The organism is Burkholderia sp. YIM B11467 (genome assembly GCF_052952715.1).
In genome coordinates, this window is the sequence record NZ_JBQVSQ010000001.1 from 780,987 (window position 1) to 799,313 (window position 18,327).

The window sequence follows — 18,327 nt, forward strand, 5'->3', positions numbered from 1 at the left end:
GGTTCTCCTTCACTGCGCGGCGGCCAGCGTTGCCGGCACGACCTGATATTCGAGCTGCGCCCAGGTCTGCGACACGTCGCGCCTGAGATCGAGCACCTGCAACTGCGCTTCCAGTTGCGCGCGCCGCGCGGCGAACGTGTCGGCAAGTGAACCCGTGCCGGCCCGGTACGCGGCGTTGGCGAGCTGCACGCGTTGATCGGCGGCGGGCAGCAGCGATGCGCCCAGGTTCGCGATGCGTTCGCGGCCGCTCGCCAGCGTCTCGGACTGCGTACGGATATCGGCCTGCACCTGGCGCAGCGTGTCTTCGTACATCAGGCGCGCCTTCGTCGCGAGCGCGGCCTTCTCGGCAACGTCGCGGTTCTGGCGGTTCTTTCGGTTGAGCGGCAACGGGATCGAGACGCCGACGGACACCATGTTCGAATACGCGCCGCCGCGCTGCTGGTACGCGATCTCCCACGTCCAGTTCGGGCTGCGCTCGCTGTTCGCGACCGCGGTGTCGGCTTCGGCAACCGCGATGTCGTCGGCGGCCGCGACGAGCGCCGGTTGCGACAGGCGCAGTTCGTCCGGCGGCAACGACGACACGAAGGATTCGGGCGCGGGCGGCGCGCCCGTCACATCCGCCACCGGCGTGGCTGTCCAGCGGGCAAGTGCGATGAGTGCAGTGCGAACCGTCTGCTGCGCCTTGAGCACCTGATCCTGCGTTTGCGCGAGCATCGCGCGGGCCTGCACGACATCGCCCGCGCTCGCCTTCGCGCCGCGATACGACGCCTGCGTCGCGTCGAGCTCATGGTTCATGTGAGCGAGCAGCGCCTGCTGAAGCGCGAGCGCCTGCTTCGCATAGACGGCGTCGAGCCACGCCGTCGCGGTCTGCCGGCGCACGGCGGCAAGCTGCTGGAGATAGCCCGCGCGCTCACGGCCGACCTGCTCGTCGGCCAGCGCCGAGCGCAGCCGCCGTTTATCGCCGGATACCCACTCCTGCTCGATGCCGATGCGGCGCATCGTCATGAAGTCCTGGCCGACGGTGAAGCGCTGCCCGCCGTTGACCGGCAGGTTGTCGATGCCGGCCTTGAGCATCGGGTCCGGCAACTGGCCGGCCTTGACGGCCGCTTCGGAACTCGCGTGGACCGAAGCCTGTGCGGCCTGCATCGAAGCGGAATGATCGGTGGCGGACTGCAGCGCGGCGTCCAGCGTGAATGGCGCCTGTTGCGCGTGCACGGCGCCCGCCACCAGCAGCGCGGCCCACAGCACGGGCGCGCGCCGACATGCACGCCGCGTGCGCGGCGTGCTGAAATCGAATGACATGGTTTAACCCCAACGTCGGAACCCATAGGGATTCCACGTCCTGAGCACAGGACGAACCTCACCGCGTGGGCGGTGAACCGGTCGGATCGGGATCAGCTAATGCGTGGAGGGCGCCACAACCCGCTCGGGTCGCGGACGGGTACGGACTGCGTGTAGTGGAAGACGATCGTGCTGGCGAATGCAGCGGGACGGCTAACGTCGGCGCGGGCGGCCGGGTGATAGAGACTGCCGAACTGGCATTGGGCCGTCACCTTGCAGGCCATGCCCTTGGCTTTGGCCTTCGCTTGCGCGTGGCCGGCGGACGGCGACTTCATCGAATCGCAATCGCTCATGTCGGCGGACATCGTCATGCCCATGTCCGCGTCCATCGACATCGTGTGCTGCATCGGACATTCACCGGTCAGGCCGCTGGCTGCCAGCCCACTGATGGGCAGCACCGCGCAAAGCAGCAGCAGGATGAAGGTCCGAAGCAATTTCATGGCGGCGATTATAGCGCGGCATTTTGCGGCGTGGCGGCGCGTCGATATGACGAAACGATCGCGGTGTGGCGGGATGACGCACCGTATTCGCGACCGCCGCCGCACGCTACCGCAGCAGGCCGTCCGCCTCCAGCACGTGCTGCACGGCCGGCCGCGCCCGGACCCGTTCGTACCACGCGTGCAGATGCACATACCGGCTCAGGTCGATATCCGCGTTGTACACCGAGCGCATCCAGTCGGCCTTGCCCCAGCCGGTCAGTGCGAACAGGTACGCATCGGCCACCGTGAACGTGTCGCCCGTCAGGAACGTCTTGCCGTCGAGCTGACGGTCGATCCATGCAAAGCGGCTGTCGAGCTTCTGCCGCGCCGGCTCCACATACTTCCCCGCCTGCACCGCATACAGCAGCGGGATGAAGCCCTTGTGGATCTCGGTGCCGAGGAAGTTGAGCCACTCCATCAGCCGGTACCGGGCGAGCGTGCCGTACGCGGGCGCGAGCGCGGCTTCCGGGCGCAGATCCGCGAGATACTGCGCGATCACCGGCCCTTCGCGCAGCAGCGTGCCGTCGTCGAGTTCGAGCAGCGGCACGTAGCCGAGTTCGGTCACGTCGTAGTAATCGCGGCCGTCCTCGACGACATGCTTGCGCGCGTCGACCTTGATGATCTCCGCGTCGATGCCGCCTTCGCGCAGCACGATGCGGATGGCCTGGGAACAGCTGCCGGGAGCGTGATAAAGCTTCATGCATTTCCTTGGTGGGTTGACCATGACTCGATTCGCCGCGACGCGGGCGCTAATATCTCGCATCGACGCAGGGCTGGGAAGACGGCAGTCGTTTGTGCCGTAGTCACAAAAAATTTACCGACCAGGGTTCAGCAGCATGAAAACGAGTGCGACAGGATGTTCCGTTGAAGAAGCGATGCGCCTGCTCGGCGGCCGCTGGCGGCTGCTGCTGGTGTCGTATCTGCTCGACGGGCCGCGACGCTTCAGCGACCTGCGCCGCGACATGCCGGGCATCTCGCAGCGCATGCTGACGCTCGACCTGCGTGCGCTGGAAGACGCCGGGCTCGTGCGGCGGACCGTCTATCCGGAAGTGCCGGTGCGGGTCGAGTACGATCTGACCGCGGACGGCGACCGGCTGCGGCCGGTGGTCGACGTGATGCGCGAATTCGGGCTGTGGCTGAAGGCGCGCGATGCGCAGGCCGACGCCGCGCCCGAGACCACGCGCGAAACGACGACGCACGCGCCCCACTAACCCACCAACCCATTCGCAGGAGCTACGCTCATGGAACTTCACGCTACCGTCGGCGCGGCCACGTCCGACCTCGACGACGACGAAAGCTTCGCCAACATCTACTGTCACGACGCGGAGCAGGACTATTGCTTCGCGCTGTCGCGCTTTCCGGACGACGCGCTGATCGAAGTGATGGTGCGCGACCAGATCACCTGGCGCGTCAAGGATCTGTCGGTGCGACTGACGGACGACACGATCGACGTTGAGATCGAACCGGGCATCGCCGCGCGTCTCGACGGTCAGACGCGCTACGTGATCCATCTCGTGCCAGGCCAGTACGATCCGGTCGCGCTGCGCGCCGCGCTGAAGGAGATCTTCGTCGGCAAGAACGGCTATCGCGACGACAGCGCGGGCGGCTAGCCGCACTGCTGCTCGTTGCTTGCGCATCGATGGCCTCCACCGAGCACGCGACCACGCCGCAGCTCATGTCTCCGGTTTCCAGCGGTTGAAGGCGCTGTATCGCAATCCGCCCGGGTCGTCCGAACCGGGTCAGTAACGACCGGAAAATAGTGCGCCGAATCCTGGGACCTTCGTGCTCAAGCCCAGTTTCTTGAGCATCGCGTAGGTCGTCGCTACGGATGACGAAATCACCGGCAAACCGGTGCGATCCTCGATAGGCTGCACGGACGGCAAGGACGGCATCTGCACGCACGCCGACGCAACGATCGCATCGACGCCTGCAGTCTTCAACTTGCGGGTGATTTCGACGGGTGCATGCGGGTCCTGACGACCGACCTCCAGGTTGTCGGCGATCTCCAATGAAATACTGTCGATCACCTCGATGCCCTCGTTCCCGAGGTAGTCGATGACGAGTCCGGTCAGCGGCTTCATGTAGGGCGTCAGGATCGACACTTTCCTGGCACCAAGCGCTTTCAGACCATCGACGAGTGCGCCGGCGCTGGTGACGACAGGAGCAGGTCCGCCGTTTTCCACGGTCCGTCGGTGCAATCGCGCCTCGGACGCACGGTGATATCCGTGCCCCATACTCATGATGGCCACGAGACACGCATAGCCGAGCACGTCCACGCGCGCGTCGGACAGTTCCAGTGCACAGCGATCGCTGTCTGCGTCCATGGCAGCCAGTTCTTCCCGGGTAACGTGCTTCATGCGCATGCGGCTCGCGTGGAACGTAAAACGCTCCGTGTGACCGACCTCCCGCGCGCGCAGGATGGCTGGAATTTCGGCTTCCATCGTGGTGTTGGAAGACGGTACGATTTGACCGATACGGTAGTCGCGGCGAGTCTCGCTCATGATTGAATGCCCTGGTTGCGTTCGATGACTACCGGTTCCCCATCGAGTTCATCGGCCGCGCGCGAATCGTCGAAGCGCGCGGCTGTGAGGGGCCGTCGATTGACGCTCAGCTCGAACACGTCGAAGCGATTGTAGTGACCGGTGATGTCATGCATCTGGCGAGGCTGAATGCAGCGCCCCAGATCGATATCGGCATACGCGATGCCTTCTTCGTCGATCAGCGGTTTGCCGATTGTGCGTCCGTCGGGCCCCACAAATCCGGAGAACGCGCTGTTGCGGCGCGAAAGCATGTCGCGCGCATCGGGAAAGTCGACCTCGAGCGCCGCGACGATCTCCGCCGAGATTGTCGAGCACGAGACGACCGTGAACAGTTTGCCTTCGAAGCTGTGAGCAGCCGAACGCATCCTGATCGCTTCCGCCATGTCGTAGTCCGGCGGCGCCACCGGCAGCGAAATGTAGTTCGCGACGTGTATGAGTTCGCCCTGAGCCAGCAGCGCGAAGCGCGCCAGCGTGTTGGTGTTCTCGCCGCACGCCAGCACACCCAGCGGGCCGACGCTGGTGTCATGTACGCGGAGCGCGGAAGCGTCTCCCGGCGCCCAGGTCAGCTTCTCGGCCCACGTGGGTACGAGCTTGCGGTGACGGCCCAGCAGGCGCCCCTCGTCGGACAGCGTGACGACCGTGTTGTAGATCGTGCCGACGCCACGGCAGTTTCGCTCGTTGACGCCGACCACCACGTTGATGCGATGACGCGCGGCGGCCTGCGCGATCTTGGCGATCTCGGGGCCCGGTATCTCGATCGCCGAGCGGGCAAGCCGCTCGAACCAGACACTGCCCTGCACCGGGTTGCCGATCCAGTTCCAGTACGGATAGCCGGAAACGAATACCTCCGGGAACGCGATCAGGCGCGCCCCGTTGTCGGCCGCCTCGCCGATCAGACGGACGACCTTGTCGACGGTCGCGTCGGTATCGAGAAAAATCGGCGACGTCTGTACGGTCGCCGCCCTGAATGCGTGAAGTTCAAGCATGTCGATAGCTCCTTTCGTCTGCACCCGTCACTGTTCCGCACGTCGGCACGGCACGTCGCCCACGGCCACGACCGGATTGCGCAACGTGCCGATCCCCTCGACCCACGCCTCGACCACGTCGCCTGGCCATAACCATTCCTGCGGGGTCCGGCCGGCACCCACCCCCGATGGCGTGCCCGTCGCGATGATGTCGCCGGGCTCCAGCGCGATGCCGGCGCTGATGTCCGCGATCAGCGTCGGGATCTTGAACAGCAAGTGGCGGGTGTTGGCGTTCTGTTTCTCCACGCCGTTGACCCTCAGGCCCAGATTCAGGTCATGCGGATCGGGGATTTCGTCAGCGGTGACGATAACCGGCCCCAGCGGTGCGTAGGTGTCTTGCCCCTTCGAGTAGATCCACTGGCCGGCACGACGGTTGTCGCGCGCGCTGATGTCGTTGATGACGGTGTAGCCGAACACATGATCCAGCGCGCGCGCCTCCCCGACACGCCTCGCGCGACGGCCGATTACCACGGCCAGCTCGACTTCCCAGTCGAGCTGCCGCGTGATGCCTGCGTCGTGCTCGATCGCATCGTCAGGCCCGATCACCGCGGTCGGCGGCTTGGAAAAGATCACCGGTTGCTTCGGCAGATCCCTCGACGTATCCAGCGAGCGGCTGGACTCCTCCACGTGCTCGACATAGTTCAGGCCGATGCCGAAGATGTTCTTGCGTGGCCGCGGGATCGGCGCGAGCAGCCTGACGTTGGCCAGCGGCAGCGCCGTATCCAGCGGCCACTTGTCCCGGTGCTGGATCAGCAGTTCGGTCGCGACCGCCACCGCGTGGGGTCCGAGGTCGATGAAATCGAGGATATCGCCGGGAATCGCATGCCCGACGTGCGCGCCAAGGCGCTGAAGATCGATCACGAGATCATCGACAATGGCGCCCATGCGGGCGGACGCATTCACATGAGCGCGATAGGTAACGAGTCGCATGAGTAAGTCAGTTCAGAAGGAGATGATTGAAATGAACGGGTTCCGGGATGCGCTCAGCCCGACACAAGCGGCAGCACCGGTTGGTGTCCACCGTTGTCGGCCAGCGCTTCCTCGCGATACAGGCCCAGCTTTTCCATCACCGGCAGGTCGTTGAAGCTGAACAGCACCGCATCCTCGCTGCCGCTGGCATTGGCGTGCTCGTGCCAGGCCCACGAGGGCACACAAAAGATGTCTCGCTCCTGCCAGTCGAGACGCTGCCCGTTGATGACGGAATGGCCCCGGCCCTTGGCAACCTGATAGAGGAAGCTGCCGGTGTGTCGATGCGCGCTGCCGACAAAACCCGGCGGCAGCATCTGCATGCTCGCGCCGATGGTCGCCATCACGTGGCCGCCGTCGATCGGGTTGGTGTAATGCATCAACGCGCCGTCGAAGGGATCGTGCGCTTGCGCGCCCGCGTAGCGTTGCAGCGCGGCATAGGTCGCCTCCCACGTGTACTTGAACAGCGGCGAATAACGCCGGGTCCAGCCCGCATGCTGCGGGCGCAGGCCGGCTGCCCCCCAGATGCCCGGGGAATCGTCGACCGGGTAGCCCACGGCCTGCTGCAGATCCGGATGCACGGCATAGAAACCGGCCTCCAGTGCATTGACCAGCGGAATGTCCAGGCCGTCCTGCCAGATGCACGGCAGGCCATCGTCCTCGACGCCGTGCTCATGCCAGGTGCCATTCGGAGTCAGCACGAAATCGTTCACGCCCAGCGTCATCTTGTGACCGTCGACGATCGTATAGGCGCCGCTTCCCTCCATGATGAATCGCAGCGCCGAAGACGAATGCGCATGGGCGCCTGCCCGTTCGCCCCGATGCATGACCTGCAAGCCCGAGTACAACCACCCGACCGCGGCGGCAACCTCCCGCCGGCCGGGGTTGTCCAGATAGATGACGCGCCGGCCGGCTTTCTCCGGTGTCACGAGCGACACCGAACGCAGCACGTGTTCGCGCAAGTCGCGGTAGCGCCAGAGCACCGGCACCGAATCGGACCTGGGTTGCCAAGGCTCGATCTTGTTGGCCACGGTCCATAGCGCGCCGGTTTTAAGCTGCTCCAATTCCCGGTAGTAGGCCACCAGCTCGGGCGAATCCTCGACATTCGCACGACCGGCCACGTCTTCACGATAGGTATCGTAGTGATTCGTCGACATCAAATGCTCCTTGTATGTCATTCATCCCGGAGACGAATGGTCAGGACTCCACGGCACCATGCTGCGCGATCACCGCCCGCGACGCCTGCGGCTTCCGGATCAGCGCATAGGCGACGACCAGCACCACCAGAAGCGGGATCCCCGTGATCACGGTCATGCGAAAGGCCGGCACGAAATAGGTGGATCCGATGATCGCCGCCATTGCGACGGCCCCGAGAAGCGTCAGGAACGGAAAGCCCGGCAGACGGAACGTTGGCGTAACGCCATCGCGTTCGCACGCGCGGCGGAAGCGATAATGCGTGACGAAAATCATGAGCCACCCGAACAATGCGCCGAACATTGCAATGGACATGACCAGGACAAACGAACCTTGCGGCATCACGATGCTCGTGACGGCTGCGAAGGCAACGCCGCCCGATGACACCACGAGGCTTCGCAGCGGAATGCCGTTGGCACCGACGACACTCAGGCCGGCCGGCGCATAGCCGCTACAGGCAAGGCTGAAAATCATGCGCGTGGCGACATAGAGCTGCGAGTTCATCGCCGACAATGCCGCCATCAGCACGACGAAGTTCATGATGCCGGCCCCCCACGAGAAGCCCGTCGTCTCCATGACCATCACGAACGGGCTTTTCCCCGTTCCCGCCAACTGCCACGGCACAATCGCGAGCATCAGCGCAACGGTGAGCAGATAGAAAACGATCAGCCGTAACACCGCGGACTTGAAAGCGCCGCGCGCTGCACGCTCAGGGTCCTCGGCCTCGCCCGCGGCGACCGCGATGAACTCGATCCCGATGAAGCTGAAGATCGCGACGACGACCGCATGCCACGTACCGTCCCAGCCGTGCGGGAAGAACCCGCCGTTCGCATGGAAGTTGGCGAAGCCGATGCCGCTGGCGGGCGTAGCGGTGAATACCGTGTAGCTTCCCATCAGGATGAACCCGACGATCGCGGCGACCTTGACGACCGAAAACCAGTATTCGGCGACGCCGAACGAGCCGACGCTGCGAGCATTCAGGCAGATCAGCACAATCGAGAAGAGCACGATCCATAACCAGCCCGGCGAGCCCGGAAACCAGAACTTCATGTAGACGGATATCGCGGTGACTTCCGCACCGATGACCAACACCACCGATATCCAGTACGCGTAGCGGACGACGAAACCGGCAAGGCTGCCCAGATAGTGCTCGGCATAGGAGCCGAACGACCCGGTACTGGGATGGGTCACCACCATTTCGGCCAGACACCCCATCAGGAGCAGCGCGACACACGCGCCGATCGCAAAGCTGAGAATCACGCTCGGCCCCGCGACCTGAATGGCCGCGCCGCTTCCCAGAAACAGCCCGGTACCGATCGCGCCGCCTATGGCGATCATCGTCAGCTGCGGCGACGTCAGGCTCTTCCTCAGTCCTCGCTCGCGTTCGGTTCTCGCCAGAAATCCACTCACTTCCGACATCGTTGTCTCCGATAATTAATATGGAATGCGAATCATGATGCGGGGACCCTTCCTCCCCGTCATACCCGCCGAACTAGGTGAAGTCGCGGCGTTGCGCGTACTGCGCCTTATCCCACGCGCGCTCCTCCATGATGCGATCGATCTCGTCGACCAGATGGTCCGTGTCCTCCATCGTATTGAAAAGCGGCGCGAAGCCGAATCGCATGAAATCGGGCATGCGGAAATCGCCGATGACGCCGCGCCGGGCCAGTTCCTGCATGATCGCGTACCCCTTCGGATGGCGAAGCGATACGTGGCTACCGCGTCGCGTCGCCTCCGGAGGCGATGCGATCACGAACCCGTGGCGCACCAGCCGTGCCTCCACCGCGGAGATGAACCGGGTGGTCAACGCCAGACTGCGAGTCCGAGCGTCTTCGATCGACACGTCGTCGAAGACGTCCAGTGCACGAAGCAGGACCGACAATGCGATGACCTGGTTCGTCCCGCACAGAAAGCGCTCGATGCCGGGCGCGGGCGCGTACGCCCCGGTAAAGTCAAACGGCGTCGCATGTCCAAACCAGCCGGCCAGCGGCTGTTCGCAATTCGGAATGTGGCGTGCCGCGGCGTACAGGAACGCCGGCGCGCCCGGACCGCCGTTCAGGTACTTGTAGCCACATCCCACGGCAAAGTCGACGCCGCTGGCATCGAGGTTGCATGGCAACGCGCCGGCCGAATGAGACAGATCGGCAACCAGGAGCGCGCCTGCGTCGTGCGCCGCGCGAGTGATGCCGGCCAGGTCGTAGATCTCGGACGTCCGGTAATCGACATGGCACAGCAGGACCACGGCGACCTGCTCGCCCAGTACTTCGGACATCTCGCTCACTGGCACAGTGACGATCTCCAGCCCCATCAGACGCGCGACTTCTCCCGCGATGTAAAGATCGGTCGGAAAGGACGCGGCGTCCGTTACGATCAGCCGCCGCCCCGGTCGCAGACGCACGGCGGCCGTCAACACCTTGAACAAGTTGACCGAGGTCGAGTCGCAGGCCACCACCTGCCCCGGCGCCGCGCCGATCAGGCGGCCGATGCGTTCACCGACGCGCTGCGGCAACGTATTCCACCGTGCGTCCTGCCACGAGCGGATCAGGCCTTCCCCCCATTCATGCGTGGTCGATACGTAGACCTGCGTCTGCACCGCCTTGGGCAGCGGGCCCAGCGAATTGCCGTCGAAGTAGCGAATGTCGGGCGGCAGCGCGAACCGGGCGCGCGTCAGATCGAACGGATCTGCATGAACGGGCGTCGCGGCCGTCTGTTGGTCTTCAAACGTCATCACGCCCCCAGCACCGTACGGATCGCCCACAGCTCGGGGAAGAACCGGTGTTCCACCACGTGCTTGAGCCAGCCCACCCCTGCGGAACCACCGGTGCCCGGTTTGAACCCCAGGATGCGCTCGACCGATACGAAATGCCGCCATCGGTACTGCGAAAAGAGATCCGCAATCTCGATCAGCGCCTCGCCGAGTACATAAAGATCATTGTCCGGCGCGGGATCGGCGTAGACCGCAAGCCATGCCTTCTCCACGTCAGGATTCGGGACGTAGGTTTCGGACCAGTTCCGCTCCAGCGCATTCGCCGGAATGGCGACCCCGCGGCGATGAAGCAACGCGATGACGTCGTCGTAGAGGCTCGGCGAGTTCAGGGACTGCTTGAGTTGAGGGAACACATCCGGATTATTCGCATGTGCCTGAGCCATGCGGACGGCCTTGTTGCCGAGGATGAATTCGACGTGCCGATACATATACGACTGCTGGCCCGACGAGATGCCGAGGCAATCGCGGAATTCGTTGAAGCCGCTCGTCGTGATCGTCGATAGCACGTCCCACGTCTTGACGAGGTATTCGAACAGTCGCTTGATCCGTGGTGCCAACGCGAGCGCACCCGTGACGTCATCCGCCTTGATGCGTTGCTGCATGTTGTACAGCTCGTAGTGAATCGCCTTGAACGTCAGTTCCTTGCACTGCGTCATGAGGATGAAGACCATCTCGTCATGCCCTTCACTACGCATATGCTGCAGGCTCAGCAAAAGGTCGTTGCGGTGATAGTCGATGAAAGGATTGCTCTTGCCCTCGAAGTCGACCATCGGCTCGCCCGCCGTGGTCTTCACGGCGTCCGTACGGCTCTCGTCAGTCGAGATACCGATATCTCTCACGACCGACAGCTCAAGCGCCGGATCGCGAATCTCGGGGATGACGCGTTTGCGATATACAGCCATTACAAGCCTCCAAGCAGGTTATCGACGGCTTTCCCCAACTGGCTGGCGGGGTTTGCCAGATCAAACAGAATGTCAAAGTGGTTCCGGTCCGCTACTTCGAGACGCTCCACCGGCACGCCATACTTCGCCAGTCGTTCCGCGTGTTCGGCACTCTGACGTTTGAATTCGGCGGTTTCGTGTTCGCCCCAGCACACGAGTGTCGGCGCGACCTGCCGGACCGGAAGCAACGCCGGACTGACAATGTGCGCCCGGATCGGATCCAGTTTCAGCGGTGTATTGATATAGGTGTGTGTGAGCGGGCGCAGATCGTAGATGCCCGAAATCAGGATCGAGCCAACCACGCGGTGCCGCACATCGGCCGACTCAGGCATCCGCACGGCCTGCATCGCGGCAAGATGGGCGCCGGCCGAACTGCCCGCCAGCACCAGATTCGTGTCCGGATATTCGCGCGTCAGCTCCTCGATCGCACATCCGCATTGACCGATCATCTCCTCGATGGTCGCGTTCGGCGCGAGCGTGTAGTTCACGGCCGCATACGATATGCCTCGCGCGAGAAACCCCGCGGCGGGAAAGCACGAATCTTCAGCGGCCAGCTCCTGCCAGTACCCGCCGTGGATAAAGACGAACATCAAACGGCGATCGGACGATGCCGCGTCGAACACGATCGAATACTCGTCCACGGCAGCGCCGTACGCGAGACGGCGGTGAGCTCGCGCGCCCAGTACGTTCGCGCTCTCGGCCGCATAGGCTGCGACTGTCTTCCGGTAGTCGGGCGCCACGCTGCTCGGGGAATATTCCCGCTCCAGGGTGACCTTGACGTCTTCGTGCATGACTGCCTCCTTGATGGAGAAATTCTAGCCAGCCACGACGGGCTTTTCTTTTCGCTTTTGCCGCACAAGCCCGGATACTCCGGCAAAATATGTCCACCCCGAAATACATTCAGACAGAATTTGCCTGCATCGATCCAGAACCGGGGAAACCCTTACCACTGCCGCGTACCCGAGGTCCAGACATGAAGCCCGTTCCGTTGAGCCCCGCAGACATTCAGATCCTCACCCATCTGCAATCTGATCCCAGAATGTCGATGGCAGCACTGGCCGAGGCGACCCATAGTTCGCAGTCTCCGTGCTGGAGGCGGGTCAAGCGGCTGGAAGAGTCGGGCGTGATCTCGGGCTATAGCCTCGAACTCGACCGCAAGGCACTCGGTCTGGGGATCGATGCATTCGTTTACGTGAAGATCTCGTCGCATCGCGAGCAGGACGCGGTTGAATTTGAGAATGCCGTCAAGACGGTCGATCAAGTGCTGTCCTGTTTCATCTTGTCCGGGATAGAGGACTATCTATTGCGTGTGGTCGCGACTGACCTCGACAGCTTCGCCATGTTCAGTCGGAAAAGACTGGCGACCTTGCCGCACGTTCGTGAAGTACGCAGCGCGTTCGTGATGCATACGATCAAGGACTCGCATCAGTTACCGTTGCCTGACTGATCTCCTCGTGCGCGGAGAACACGAGCGGCCGATGCACGATGCGGCCCGGCTGCCACCTTTCCCACATACTGAACGCCCAACTTCCCATTAATAGGGATGCCTGTTCAAATGTTGACGCGTTTCGCTCCACGGCTCTAACGTTCGCCCCAACGCCATTCGATTCGGCCGCCCCGCTCGCGGGCGCCGGCCGGGCATAGAACACAGGAGACAACCGTGGCCCAATCCGCGTCACGCACCCATGCCAACCCGCCGGAGCCGCCGCTTGCTCGCGCGGACATCTCGCCGGAATCCGTCGCTCACGCAACCGCAACCGCCCGCCCAAGCCGCAAGCGGCTGCTGATCCTCGCGCTGCTATTCGTCACGGTCGTGATCAACTATCTCGACCGCAGCAACCTGTCGATCGCCGCGCCGGCGTTGTTCAAGGAACTGAACATCGATCCCGTCCGCGCGGGCCTCGTGTTCTCCGCGTTCGGCTGGACCTATGCGCTGATGCAGATTCCGGGCGGCTGGCTCGTCGACAAGGTCTCGCCGCGCGTGCTGTATGCGGGCGCGCTGGCGCTGTGGTCGGCCGCGACGCTGCTGCTCGGCTTCGCGGGTTCGTTCGTCGGGCTGATCGTGCTGCGTCTCGCGGTCGGCGCGCTCGAGGCGCCGGCCTACCCGATCAACAACCGCGTGGTCACGACGTGGTTCCCGACCCGAGAACGCGCAAGCGCGATCGGCAGTTACACGTCGGGCCAGTTCGTCGGCCTCGCGTTCCTCACGCCGGTGCTCGCATGGCTGCAGGTGCATCTCGGCTGGCACATGGTGTTCGTCGCGACCGGCCTCGCCGGCATCGCGTGGGCCGCGATCTGGTATGCGGTGTACCGCGAGCCGCGCGCATTTCGCGGCGTCAACGCGGCCGAGATCGCGCTGATCCGCGACGGCGGCGGGCTCGTCGATCTCGAAGACCGCATCGCGGCGCGCAGCGAACGCACGCCGTCGACCTGGCGCGACCTCGGCGTCGTGCTCGGCCGGCGCAAGCTGTGGGGCATCTACCTCGGCCAGTTCGCGCTGAACTCGACGCTGTGGTTTTTCCTCACGTGGTTCCCGACCTATCTCGTCAAGTATCGCGGGATGGATTTCATCAAGTCGGGCTTCCTCGCGTCGCTGCCGTTCCTCGCCGCGTTCGTCGGCGTGCTGTGCTCGGGCGTGCTGTCGGACTGGCTGATGCGCCGCGGCGCATCGCAGGGCTTCGCGCGCAAGCTGCCGATCATCTCGGGGCTGCTGATCTCGACCTGCATCATCGGCGCGAACTACGTGACGTCGACGGGCTGGGTGATCGCGTTCATGACGATCGCGTTCTTCGGCAACGGCTTCGCGTCGATCACGTGGTCGCTCGTGTCGGGGCTCGCACCCGCGCGGCTCATCGGCCTCACGGGCGGCGTGTTCAACCTGATCGGCAACCTGTCCGCGATCGCGACGCCGATCGTGATCGGGCTGCTGGTGAACGGCGCGGACTTCTCGCGCGCGATCACCTACATCGCCGCGATGGCGCTCGCGGGCAGCCTATCGTACGGGCTGCTCGTCGGCAAGGTCGAACGCATCGACGCGTGACCGCCGCACGGGCGGCACACGCGTGCCGCCCCGCGGATCAGAACCGCAGCGCCCCGTCGCGCGCGAGGTCGTGCGGATTGCCAGCCACGTAGTCGAGCGCGCACGCGTCGGTATCGATGCCGACGGTCAGCAGCGTTTCCCAGCGCTCGGTGTCGGGCATCGACAAATCCGGATGGAAACACACCACGGCCTGATCGCCGGCCGCGCCGCACATCGCCGCCGCGCGCTCGCGCACCTCGGCGCTCGTCATGCCCGCCACGACATCGTTCAGGTGCGCGAAGCGTTCGCGCGTGGTCGAGCTGTCGGGCATGCACTCGCCGCCGCTCAACGCGCGGTCGAGGAAATGGTTCGTATGCAGCAGCCAGCCGTCCGGACGCGGCACGACTACCCCCACGCCCGACGGGCTCAACTCGATGCTCGCCGCGCGCGGGTTCGCGTCGTGCCGCGTGAACACGGTCAGCACCGTCGACGCGCTCACCCGCGCGGTGCGCGCGAATTCGATCGCTTCCTGCACCGTCGTCGCGTCTTCGAGCAGGCGCCGCGCGATCGCATGCACGGGCACGCCGGCGCTGTCGTTGTCGCTCGCGTGATGCAGGATGTTGAAGTGCAGCCCGAGCCCCGCGCTGTTCACGCCGAGCTTCGCCAGCATCCCGAATTCGGAGAACAGCTTGACGGTGCGGCCGTGCGGCGTGTCGAACTGCATCAGCAGCCCCTGCGGCGCGAGGCTGTCGTGCCAGTCCCACGTCTGCAGCGTGCGCGGCGCGTGCGGGCCGGCCGGCGCGTAGACGGTCGTCGAGCATTCGCCTTCGGCCGATGCCGGGGCGGTCGCGAGAATCTCGGTGCGCGCGTTCAAGCACGCGAGCTGCCAGCGCGGCAGGTCGACGCCGTCGGCGATCGCCTCGACTTCGGCGGCGAGGCGCGGGCACCATGCGCCGAGCGCGGCCAGGCTCGCTTCGCCGATCTCCCGCGCGCGCTGCGGATCGATGCCGAGCTTCGGGAAGAACGCGAGGTAGAGCGCGACCGTCTCGCGGATTTCGGGCGTGAAGCGTTCGCCGATCAGGCGGCCTCGCGCACGCGGATCGGTGATGTCGGTCACGAAGGTATGCAGCTTCAAGATCAAATCTCCTGTGTCGAATGAGGTCCGGGCCCGCTCGGCCCGGAACGTGATTGCGTTGCGTCGCGAATCGGACGGCACGCGCCGGTCAGAACGAGTAGATGAACTGCATCCCGGCCAGGTCGTTGCTGCGCGAGTACGTGCCGTTGCTCTTCAGGAACACCGGATGGTTCGCCGCGTCGTGGCGGTATTCGACCTTCACGGTGATCTGCTGCGTCGGATAGAACAACAGGTCGGCCGTGATCGCGTAGCGCTGCGCGCCCTTGCACTCGGTGCCGTTCGTCGACGAGCCCTGGAAGCACGCCGGATCGATGCCGAAACCGCTCGACCCGTTCACCGACGGGTTGCCGCCCGCGAGCCCGTACTGGATGTTCGTGCCGCCACCGCCGTTCGACGTGTTGTTCAGGTAGTCGAAGCGCAGCGTCGCGCCCATGCGGCCGACCCACGACGTCGTCCATTTCGTATGGCCGAGCAGCGACATCCCGTACCAGCGCGCGGTGCCGCCGTTCCATGCGCCCTTCTGCAGCTCGCCGTAGTCGACCTGCGCGTTGACCTGGGTCTTGTCGTGCGTATAGGTCATGTCGGCTTCCACGTACTTGTAGAGGCCGGTCGGCGACGAGCCGTTGCACTGGTAGCCGTAGCCGCCCGCCACCGCGCACGGCGAGAACAGCGACTGCCGGCCGAGCATCGCGGAGATCCCGAAGTCGTATGCGGTCGACGTCGCGTTGTCGAAGCGCGCGGTGATGGTCGGCGTCCAGTTGGTCTTCGTCGTGTTGTTCGCCGCGTTCGCGATCGCGCCGGCCGTGCGCAGCACCTCGTTGCCGATCACCACCTGCCAGAAGCGCGTCATCGCCGCGTTGGAGCCCTTCAGCCCGACGCCGATCAGGTTGCCCGGCTCGCTGAAGTCGTACAGCAGCCCGTGCGTGAGCGTCAGCATCTGGTTCGACGGCTGCACCTCGTAGCCCGCGAGGCTCGGCATCATCCCGACCTCGAAGGTCCGCGTCGTGCTGAGCGGCACGTTGACCTGCGCCTGCGTGATGATGTTGTTGCCGACGCCGCCGTGCGCATTGCTAAACACGTTGCCGAAGCCGCGGTTCGGCTGGATCACGATCTCCGCCGACGGCGCCATCGGGCCGACGCCGAAGGTCTTCTTGATGTCGAGATAGACGTCGCCGATCGTGCTGTTGAAGTAGTCGTACGCGCCCGGATCGTGGTTCAGGAACTGGAAGCCGGACGTGCGCTGCGCACGGTTGAACAGGTACACGGGATCGACATAACCGGTGATGCTCAGGCCCGCGAGCGGGCCGGTCGTCGCGGCTTCCTGCAACGAGTCGACCTTCAGCGACGCGTTCGAGATCTGCTCGCGCATCTGCTGCAGGTCGTCGTTCGTGAACGCGGGTGTCGAATCGGCTGCCGGCGCGGCGGCCGCCGCCGTGTTGACCGAGCCGATCTTCGCGCCGCCCGATGCGGTAGCGGTTGCGGCGCCGGGTGTCTGCGCAGCCATCATGCTCGCGCGCAGCTCGTTCACCTGCTGCTGCAGCGCGGTGACCTGCGCCTGCAGCGCCTTCATCTTGCTCGCGTCGGTTGCCTGCGGCGTGTGTGCGAATGCCGAAGCCGCTTCGAACGCGAGCAGGCACAGCGCCGTCATGTGTTTGATTTTCATGGGGTGGGTGTCGTCGGGACGAGCGCGCCCCCGCCCGCCGCGGTGGGCGGCGGGGCGCGCGAAAGGGATGCGGGAGTGGTGGGGGCTGCGGCCGGCTTACTCGGTCTTCAGCTTCGTCCAGAGACGGTTCTGCAGACGCATCAGCTCAGGCGGGATCGGCTTGCTGAGGCTCAGCTTGCGGATCACGTCGGCCGGCGGGAACACGGCCGGATCACTGGTTACCTCGGTGCGCACCAGGTGCTTCGACGACGGCACGGCCGACGGATACGACGTGTCGTTGGTCAGGTTCGCGCTCTCCTTCTCCGACAGCACGAAGTTGACGAACTTGTGTGCGGCGTCCGGATGCGGCGCATCCTTCGGAATCGCCATCATGTCGAACCACATCGCGCTGCCCTCGGTCGGGATCACGTACTTGATGTGATACGACTTCTTCGCGGATGCGGCCGCGATGCGCGCGGAGTTCACGTCGCCCGACCAGCCGAGCGCGAGGCAGATGTCGCCGCCCGCGAGATCGTTGATGTAGCTGCTCGAATTGAACTGCGTGATGTACGGCCGCACCGATTTCAGCAGCTCGTACGCGGCCTGGTAGTCGGCCGGGTTGGTCGTGTTCGCATCCTTCTTCAGGTAGACCAGCGCCATCCCGAACGCGTCGACCGGCGAATCGAGCACCGACACGCCGCAGCTCTTCAGCTTCTGCGCGTACTTCGGGTCGAACAGCAGCGCCCAGCTGTCGAGCGGCGCGTCGTTGCCGAGCGCGGCCTTCACCTTCTCGACGTTCATCCCGAGGCCATCCGTGCCCCACGTCCACGGAATACCGAACTGGTTGCCCGGATCGTCCTTCGACAGCACCTTCATGATTTCCGGATCGAGCAGCCCGTAGTTCGGCACCTGGCTCTTGTCGATCTTGCGGAAGATGCCGGCCTGCAGCTGCCGCGCCCAGAAGATGTCGGACGGCACGACGACGTCGTAGCCCGACGTGCCCGACAGCAGCTTCGCCTGCAGCGTCTCGTTCGAATCGAACTCCTGGTAGACGACCTTGATGCCGGTCGCCTTCTCGAAGTTCGCGATCGTCGCCTTGCCGATCGAGTTGCCCCAGTTGTACACGTTGACGACGTCCGCCGCGTGCGCGACCGGCGCGCCGGCCCACACGAGCCCGCCCAGCGCGAGCGCCGCGCATGCCGTCTTCAGATGATGTTTCCAGTCCCCTGCCATGTTTTCCTCCGTCGATATCATGATCCGTTCGCGATGAACGGGTGT

18 protein-coding genes are annotated in these 18,327 nt (G+C 64.6%); 4 read left to right on the top strand and 14 right to left on the bottom strand.

Annotation, left to right across the window (positions count from 1 at the left end):
• Positions 1–9 precede the first annotated feature (9 nt).
• From ACTRWB_RS03485 to gstA, 3 genes are all read right to left on the bottom strand, one after another.
• Positions 10–1,302 carry a TolC family protein gene (locus tag ACTRWB_RS03485; RefSeq protein ID WP_446900948.1) on the bottom strand — a complete coding sequence of 431 codons (1,293 nt, stop codon included), beginning with the start codon at positions 1,300–1,302 and terminating at the stop codon, positions 10–12.
• A gap of 92 nt (positions 1,303–1,394) precedes the next feature.
• Entirely contained in the window at positions 1,395–1,781 is a 387-nt protein-coding gene (locus tag ACTRWB_RS03490) for a hypothetical protein (protein ID WP_129516436.1), read from the bottom strand.
• A gap of 106 nt (positions 1,782–1,887) precedes the next feature.
• The gene (gene gstA / locus ACTRWB_RS03495; protein WP_446900949.1) at positions 1,888–2,520 is read right to left on the bottom strand and encodes a glutathione transferase GstA; all 633 of its coding nucleotides are present in this window, start codon (positions 2,518–2,520) and stop codon (positions 1,888–1,890) included.
• A gap of 136 nt (positions 2,521–2,656) precedes the next feature.
• On the opposite strand from gstA, the gene ACTRWB_RS03500 reads away from it, so the two are divergent.
• Together ACTRWB_RS03500 and ACTRWB_RS03505 are read left to right on the top strand one after the other, a co-directional pair.
• Positions 2,657–3,031 carry a winged helix-turn-helix transcriptional regulator gene (locus ACTRWB_RS03500; protein ID WP_446900950.1) on the top strand — a complete coding sequence of 125 codons (375 nt, stop codon included), beginning with the start codon at positions 2,657–2,659 and terminating at the stop codon, positions 3,029–3,031.
• 30 nt (positions 3,032–3,061) lie between these two features.
• Positions 3,062–3,430, top strand: a complete 369-nt coding sequence (locus tag ACTRWB_RS03505) for a hypothetical protein (protein ID WP_446900951.1) — start codon at positions 3,062–3,064, stop codon at positions 3,428–3,430.
• Positions 3,431–3,559: 129 nt separating this feature from the next.
• Here ACTRWB_RS03505 and ACTRWB_RS03510 read toward each other — a convergent pair whose 3' ends face one another.
• The 8 genes from ACTRWB_RS03510 to ACTRWB_RS03545 all read right to left on the bottom strand — a co-directional run bounded on the left by ACTRWB_RS03510 (position 3,560) and on the right by ACTRWB_RS03545 (position 12,044).
• The gene (locus tag ACTRWB_RS03510) at positions 3,560–4,321 is read right to left on the bottom strand and encodes a maleate cis-trans isomerase family protein (protein WP_446900952.1); all 762 of its coding nucleotides are present in this window, start codon (positions 4,319–4,321) and stop codon (positions 3,560–3,562) included.
• Positions 4,318–5,346: a carbon-nitrogen hydrolase family protein gene (locus ACTRWB_RS03515; RefSeq protein WP_193102243.1), complete on the bottom strand. Its 1,029-nt coding sequence runs from the start codon at positions 5,344–5,346 to the stop codon at positions 4,318–4,320. The genes ACTRWB_RS03510 and ACTRWB_RS03515 overlap by 4 nt, the downstream gene beginning before the upstream one ends.
• A 27-nt stretch (positions 5,347–5,373) precedes the next feature.
• Positions 5,374–6,315, bottom strand: coding sequence for a fumarylacetoacetate hydrolase family protein (locus tag ACTRWB_RS03520; protein ID WP_446900953.1), 942 nt, complete (start codon positions 6,313–6,315; stop codon positions 5,374–5,376).
• Between the two features lie 53 nt (positions 6,316–6,368).
• Entirely contained in the window at positions 6,369–7,508 is a 1,140-nt protein-coding gene (locus ACTRWB_RS03525) for a cupin domain-containing protein (protein WP_446900954.1), read from the bottom strand.
• A gap of 40 nt (positions 7,509–7,548) precedes the next feature.
• Entirely contained in the window at positions 7,549–8,964 is a 1,416-nt protein-coding gene (locus ACTRWB_RS03530; protein WP_343490888.1) for an amino acid permease, read from the bottom strand.
• A gap of 73 nt (positions 8,965–9,037) precedes the next feature.
• Positions 9,038–10,273, bottom strand: a complete 1,236-nt coding sequence (gene kynU / locus ACTRWB_RS03535) for a kynureninase (protein WP_446900955.1) — start codon at positions 10,271–10,273, stop codon at positions 9,038–9,040.
• Positions 10,273–11,214 (bottom strand): tryptophan 2,3-dioxygenase, encoded by a 942-nt coding sequence (locus ACTRWB_RS03540; protein ID WP_129516427.1) that lies wholly within the window; start codon positions 11,212–11,214, stop codon positions 10,273–10,275. Before ACTRWB_RS03540 ends, kynU begins: the two co-directional genes overlap by 1 nt.
• Positions 11,214–12,044, bottom strand: coding sequence for an alpha/beta hydrolase (locus ACTRWB_RS03545; RefSeq protein WP_446900956.1), 831 nt, complete (start codon positions 12,042–12,044; stop codon positions 11,214–11,216). The genes ACTRWB_RS03540 and ACTRWB_RS03545 overlap by 1 nt, the downstream gene beginning before the upstream one ends.
• 182 nt (positions 12,045–12,226) lie before the next feature.
• Here ACTRWB_RS03545 and ACTRWB_RS03550 point away from each other — a divergent pair, with 182 nt between their 5' ends.
• Together ACTRWB_RS03550 and ACTRWB_RS03555 are read left to right on the top strand one after the other, a co-directional pair.
• Positions 12,227–12,700 carry an Lrp/AsnC family transcriptional regulator gene (locus tag ACTRWB_RS03550; protein ID WP_048249133.1) on the top strand — a complete coding sequence of 158 codons (474 nt, stop codon included), beginning with the start codon at positions 12,227–12,229 and terminating at the stop codon, positions 12,698–12,700.
• Between the two features lie 213 nt (positions 12,701–12,913).
• Positions 12,914–14,293: an MFS transporter gene (locus ACTRWB_RS03555; RefSeq protein WP_446900957.1), complete on the top strand. Its 1,380-nt coding sequence runs from the start codon at positions 12,914–12,916 to the stop codon at positions 14,291–14,293.
• A 37-nt stretch (positions 14,294–14,330) separates the two neighbouring features.
• Here the strand turns inward: ACTRWB_RS03555 and ACTRWB_RS03560 are convergent, their stop codons facing one another.
• The 3 genes from ACTRWB_RS03560 to ACTRWB_RS03570 all read right to left on the bottom strand — a co-directional run bounded on the left by ACTRWB_RS03560 (position 14,331) and on the right by ACTRWB_RS03570 (position 18,282).
• The gene (locus ACTRWB_RS03560; RefSeq protein ID WP_446900958.1) at positions 14,331–15,407 is read right to left on the bottom strand and encodes a C45 family autoproteolytic acyltransferase/hydolase; all 1,077 of its coding nucleotides are present in this window, start codon (positions 15,405–15,407) and stop codon (positions 14,331–14,333) included.
• Positions 15,408–15,495: 88 nt separating this feature from the next.
• A complete protein-coding gene (locus tag ACTRWB_RS03565) occupies positions 15,496–17,070 on the bottom strand; it encodes a DUF3138 family protein (protein WP_412025375.1) in 1,575 nt (524 codons plus the stop codon).
• 96 nt (positions 17,071–17,166) lie between these two features.
• The gene (locus ACTRWB_RS03570) at positions 17,167–18,282 is read right to left on the bottom strand and encodes a polyamine ABC transporter substrate-binding protein (protein WP_193101513.1); all 1,116 of its coding nucleotides are present in this window, start codon (positions 18,280–18,282) and stop codon (positions 17,167–17,169) included.
• Positions 18,283–18,327: the final 45 nt, after the last annotated feature.

Bases quoted from the DNA above. Each gene is read 5' to 3' on its own strand.
- ACTRWB_RS03485 (WP_446900948.1), bottom strand. From the start codon at position 1,302: ATGTCATTCGATTTCAGCACGCCGCGCACGCGGCGTGCATGTCGGCGC.
- ACTRWB_RS03490 (WP_129516436.1), bottom strand. From the start codon at position 1,781: ATGAAATTGCTTCGGACCTTCATCCTGCTGCTGCTTTGCGCGGTGCTG.
- gstA (WP_446900949.1), bottom strand. From the start codon at position 2,520: ATGAAGCTTTATCACGCTCCCGGCAGCTGTTCCCAGGCCATCCGCATC.
- ACTRWB_RS03500 (WP_446900950.1), top strand. From the start codon at position 2,657: ATGAAAACGAGTGCGACAGGATGTTCCGTTGAAGAAGCGATGCGCCTG.
- ACTRWB_RS03505 (WP_446900951.1), top strand. From the start codon at position 3,062: ATGGAACTTCACGCTACCGTCGGCGCGGCCACGTCCGACCTCGACGAC.
- ACTRWB_RS03510 (WP_446900952.1), bottom strand. From the start codon at position 4,321: ATGAGCGAGACTCGCCGCGACTACCGTATCGGTCAAATCGTACCGTCT.
- ACTRWB_RS03515 (WP_193102243.1), bottom strand. From the start codon at position 5,346: ATGCTTGAACTTCACGCATTCAGGGCGGCGACCGTACAGACGTCGCCG.
- ACTRWB_RS03520 (WP_446900953.1), bottom strand. From the start codon at position 6,315: ATGCGACTCGTTACCTATCGCGCTCATGTGAATGCGTCCGCCCGCATG.
- ACTRWB_RS03525 (WP_446900954.1), bottom strand. From the start codon at position 7,508: ATGTCGACGAATCACTACGATACCTATCGTGAAGACGTGGCCGGTCGT.
- ACTRWB_RS03530 (WP_343490888.1), bottom strand. From the start codon at position 8,964: ATGTCGGAAGTGAGTGGATTTCTGGCGAGAACCGAACGCGAGCGAGGA.
- kynU (WP_446900955.1), bottom strand. From the start codon at position 10,273: ATGACGTTTGAAGACCAACAGACGGCCGCGACGCCCGTTCATGCAGAT.
- ACTRWB_RS03540 (WP_129516427.1), bottom strand. From the start codon at position 11,214: ATGGCTGTATATCGCAAACGCGTCATCCCCGAGATTCGCGATCCGGCG.
- ACTRWB_RS03545 (WP_446900956.1), bottom strand. From the start codon at position 12,044: ATGCACGAAGACGTCAAGGTCACCCTGGAGCGGGAATATTCCCCGAGC.
- ACTRWB_RS03550 (WP_048249133.1), top strand. From the start codon at position 12,227: ATGAAGCCCGTTCCGTTGAGCCCCGCAGACATTCAGATCCTCACCCAT.
- ACTRWB_RS03565 (WP_412025375.1), bottom strand. From the start codon at position 17,070: ATGAAAATCAAACACATGACGGCGCTGTGCCTGCTCGCGTTCGAAGCG.
- ACTRWB_RS03570 (WP_193101513.1), bottom strand. From the start codon at position 18,282: ATGGCAGGGGACTGGAAACATCATCTGAAGACGGCATGCGCGGCGCTC.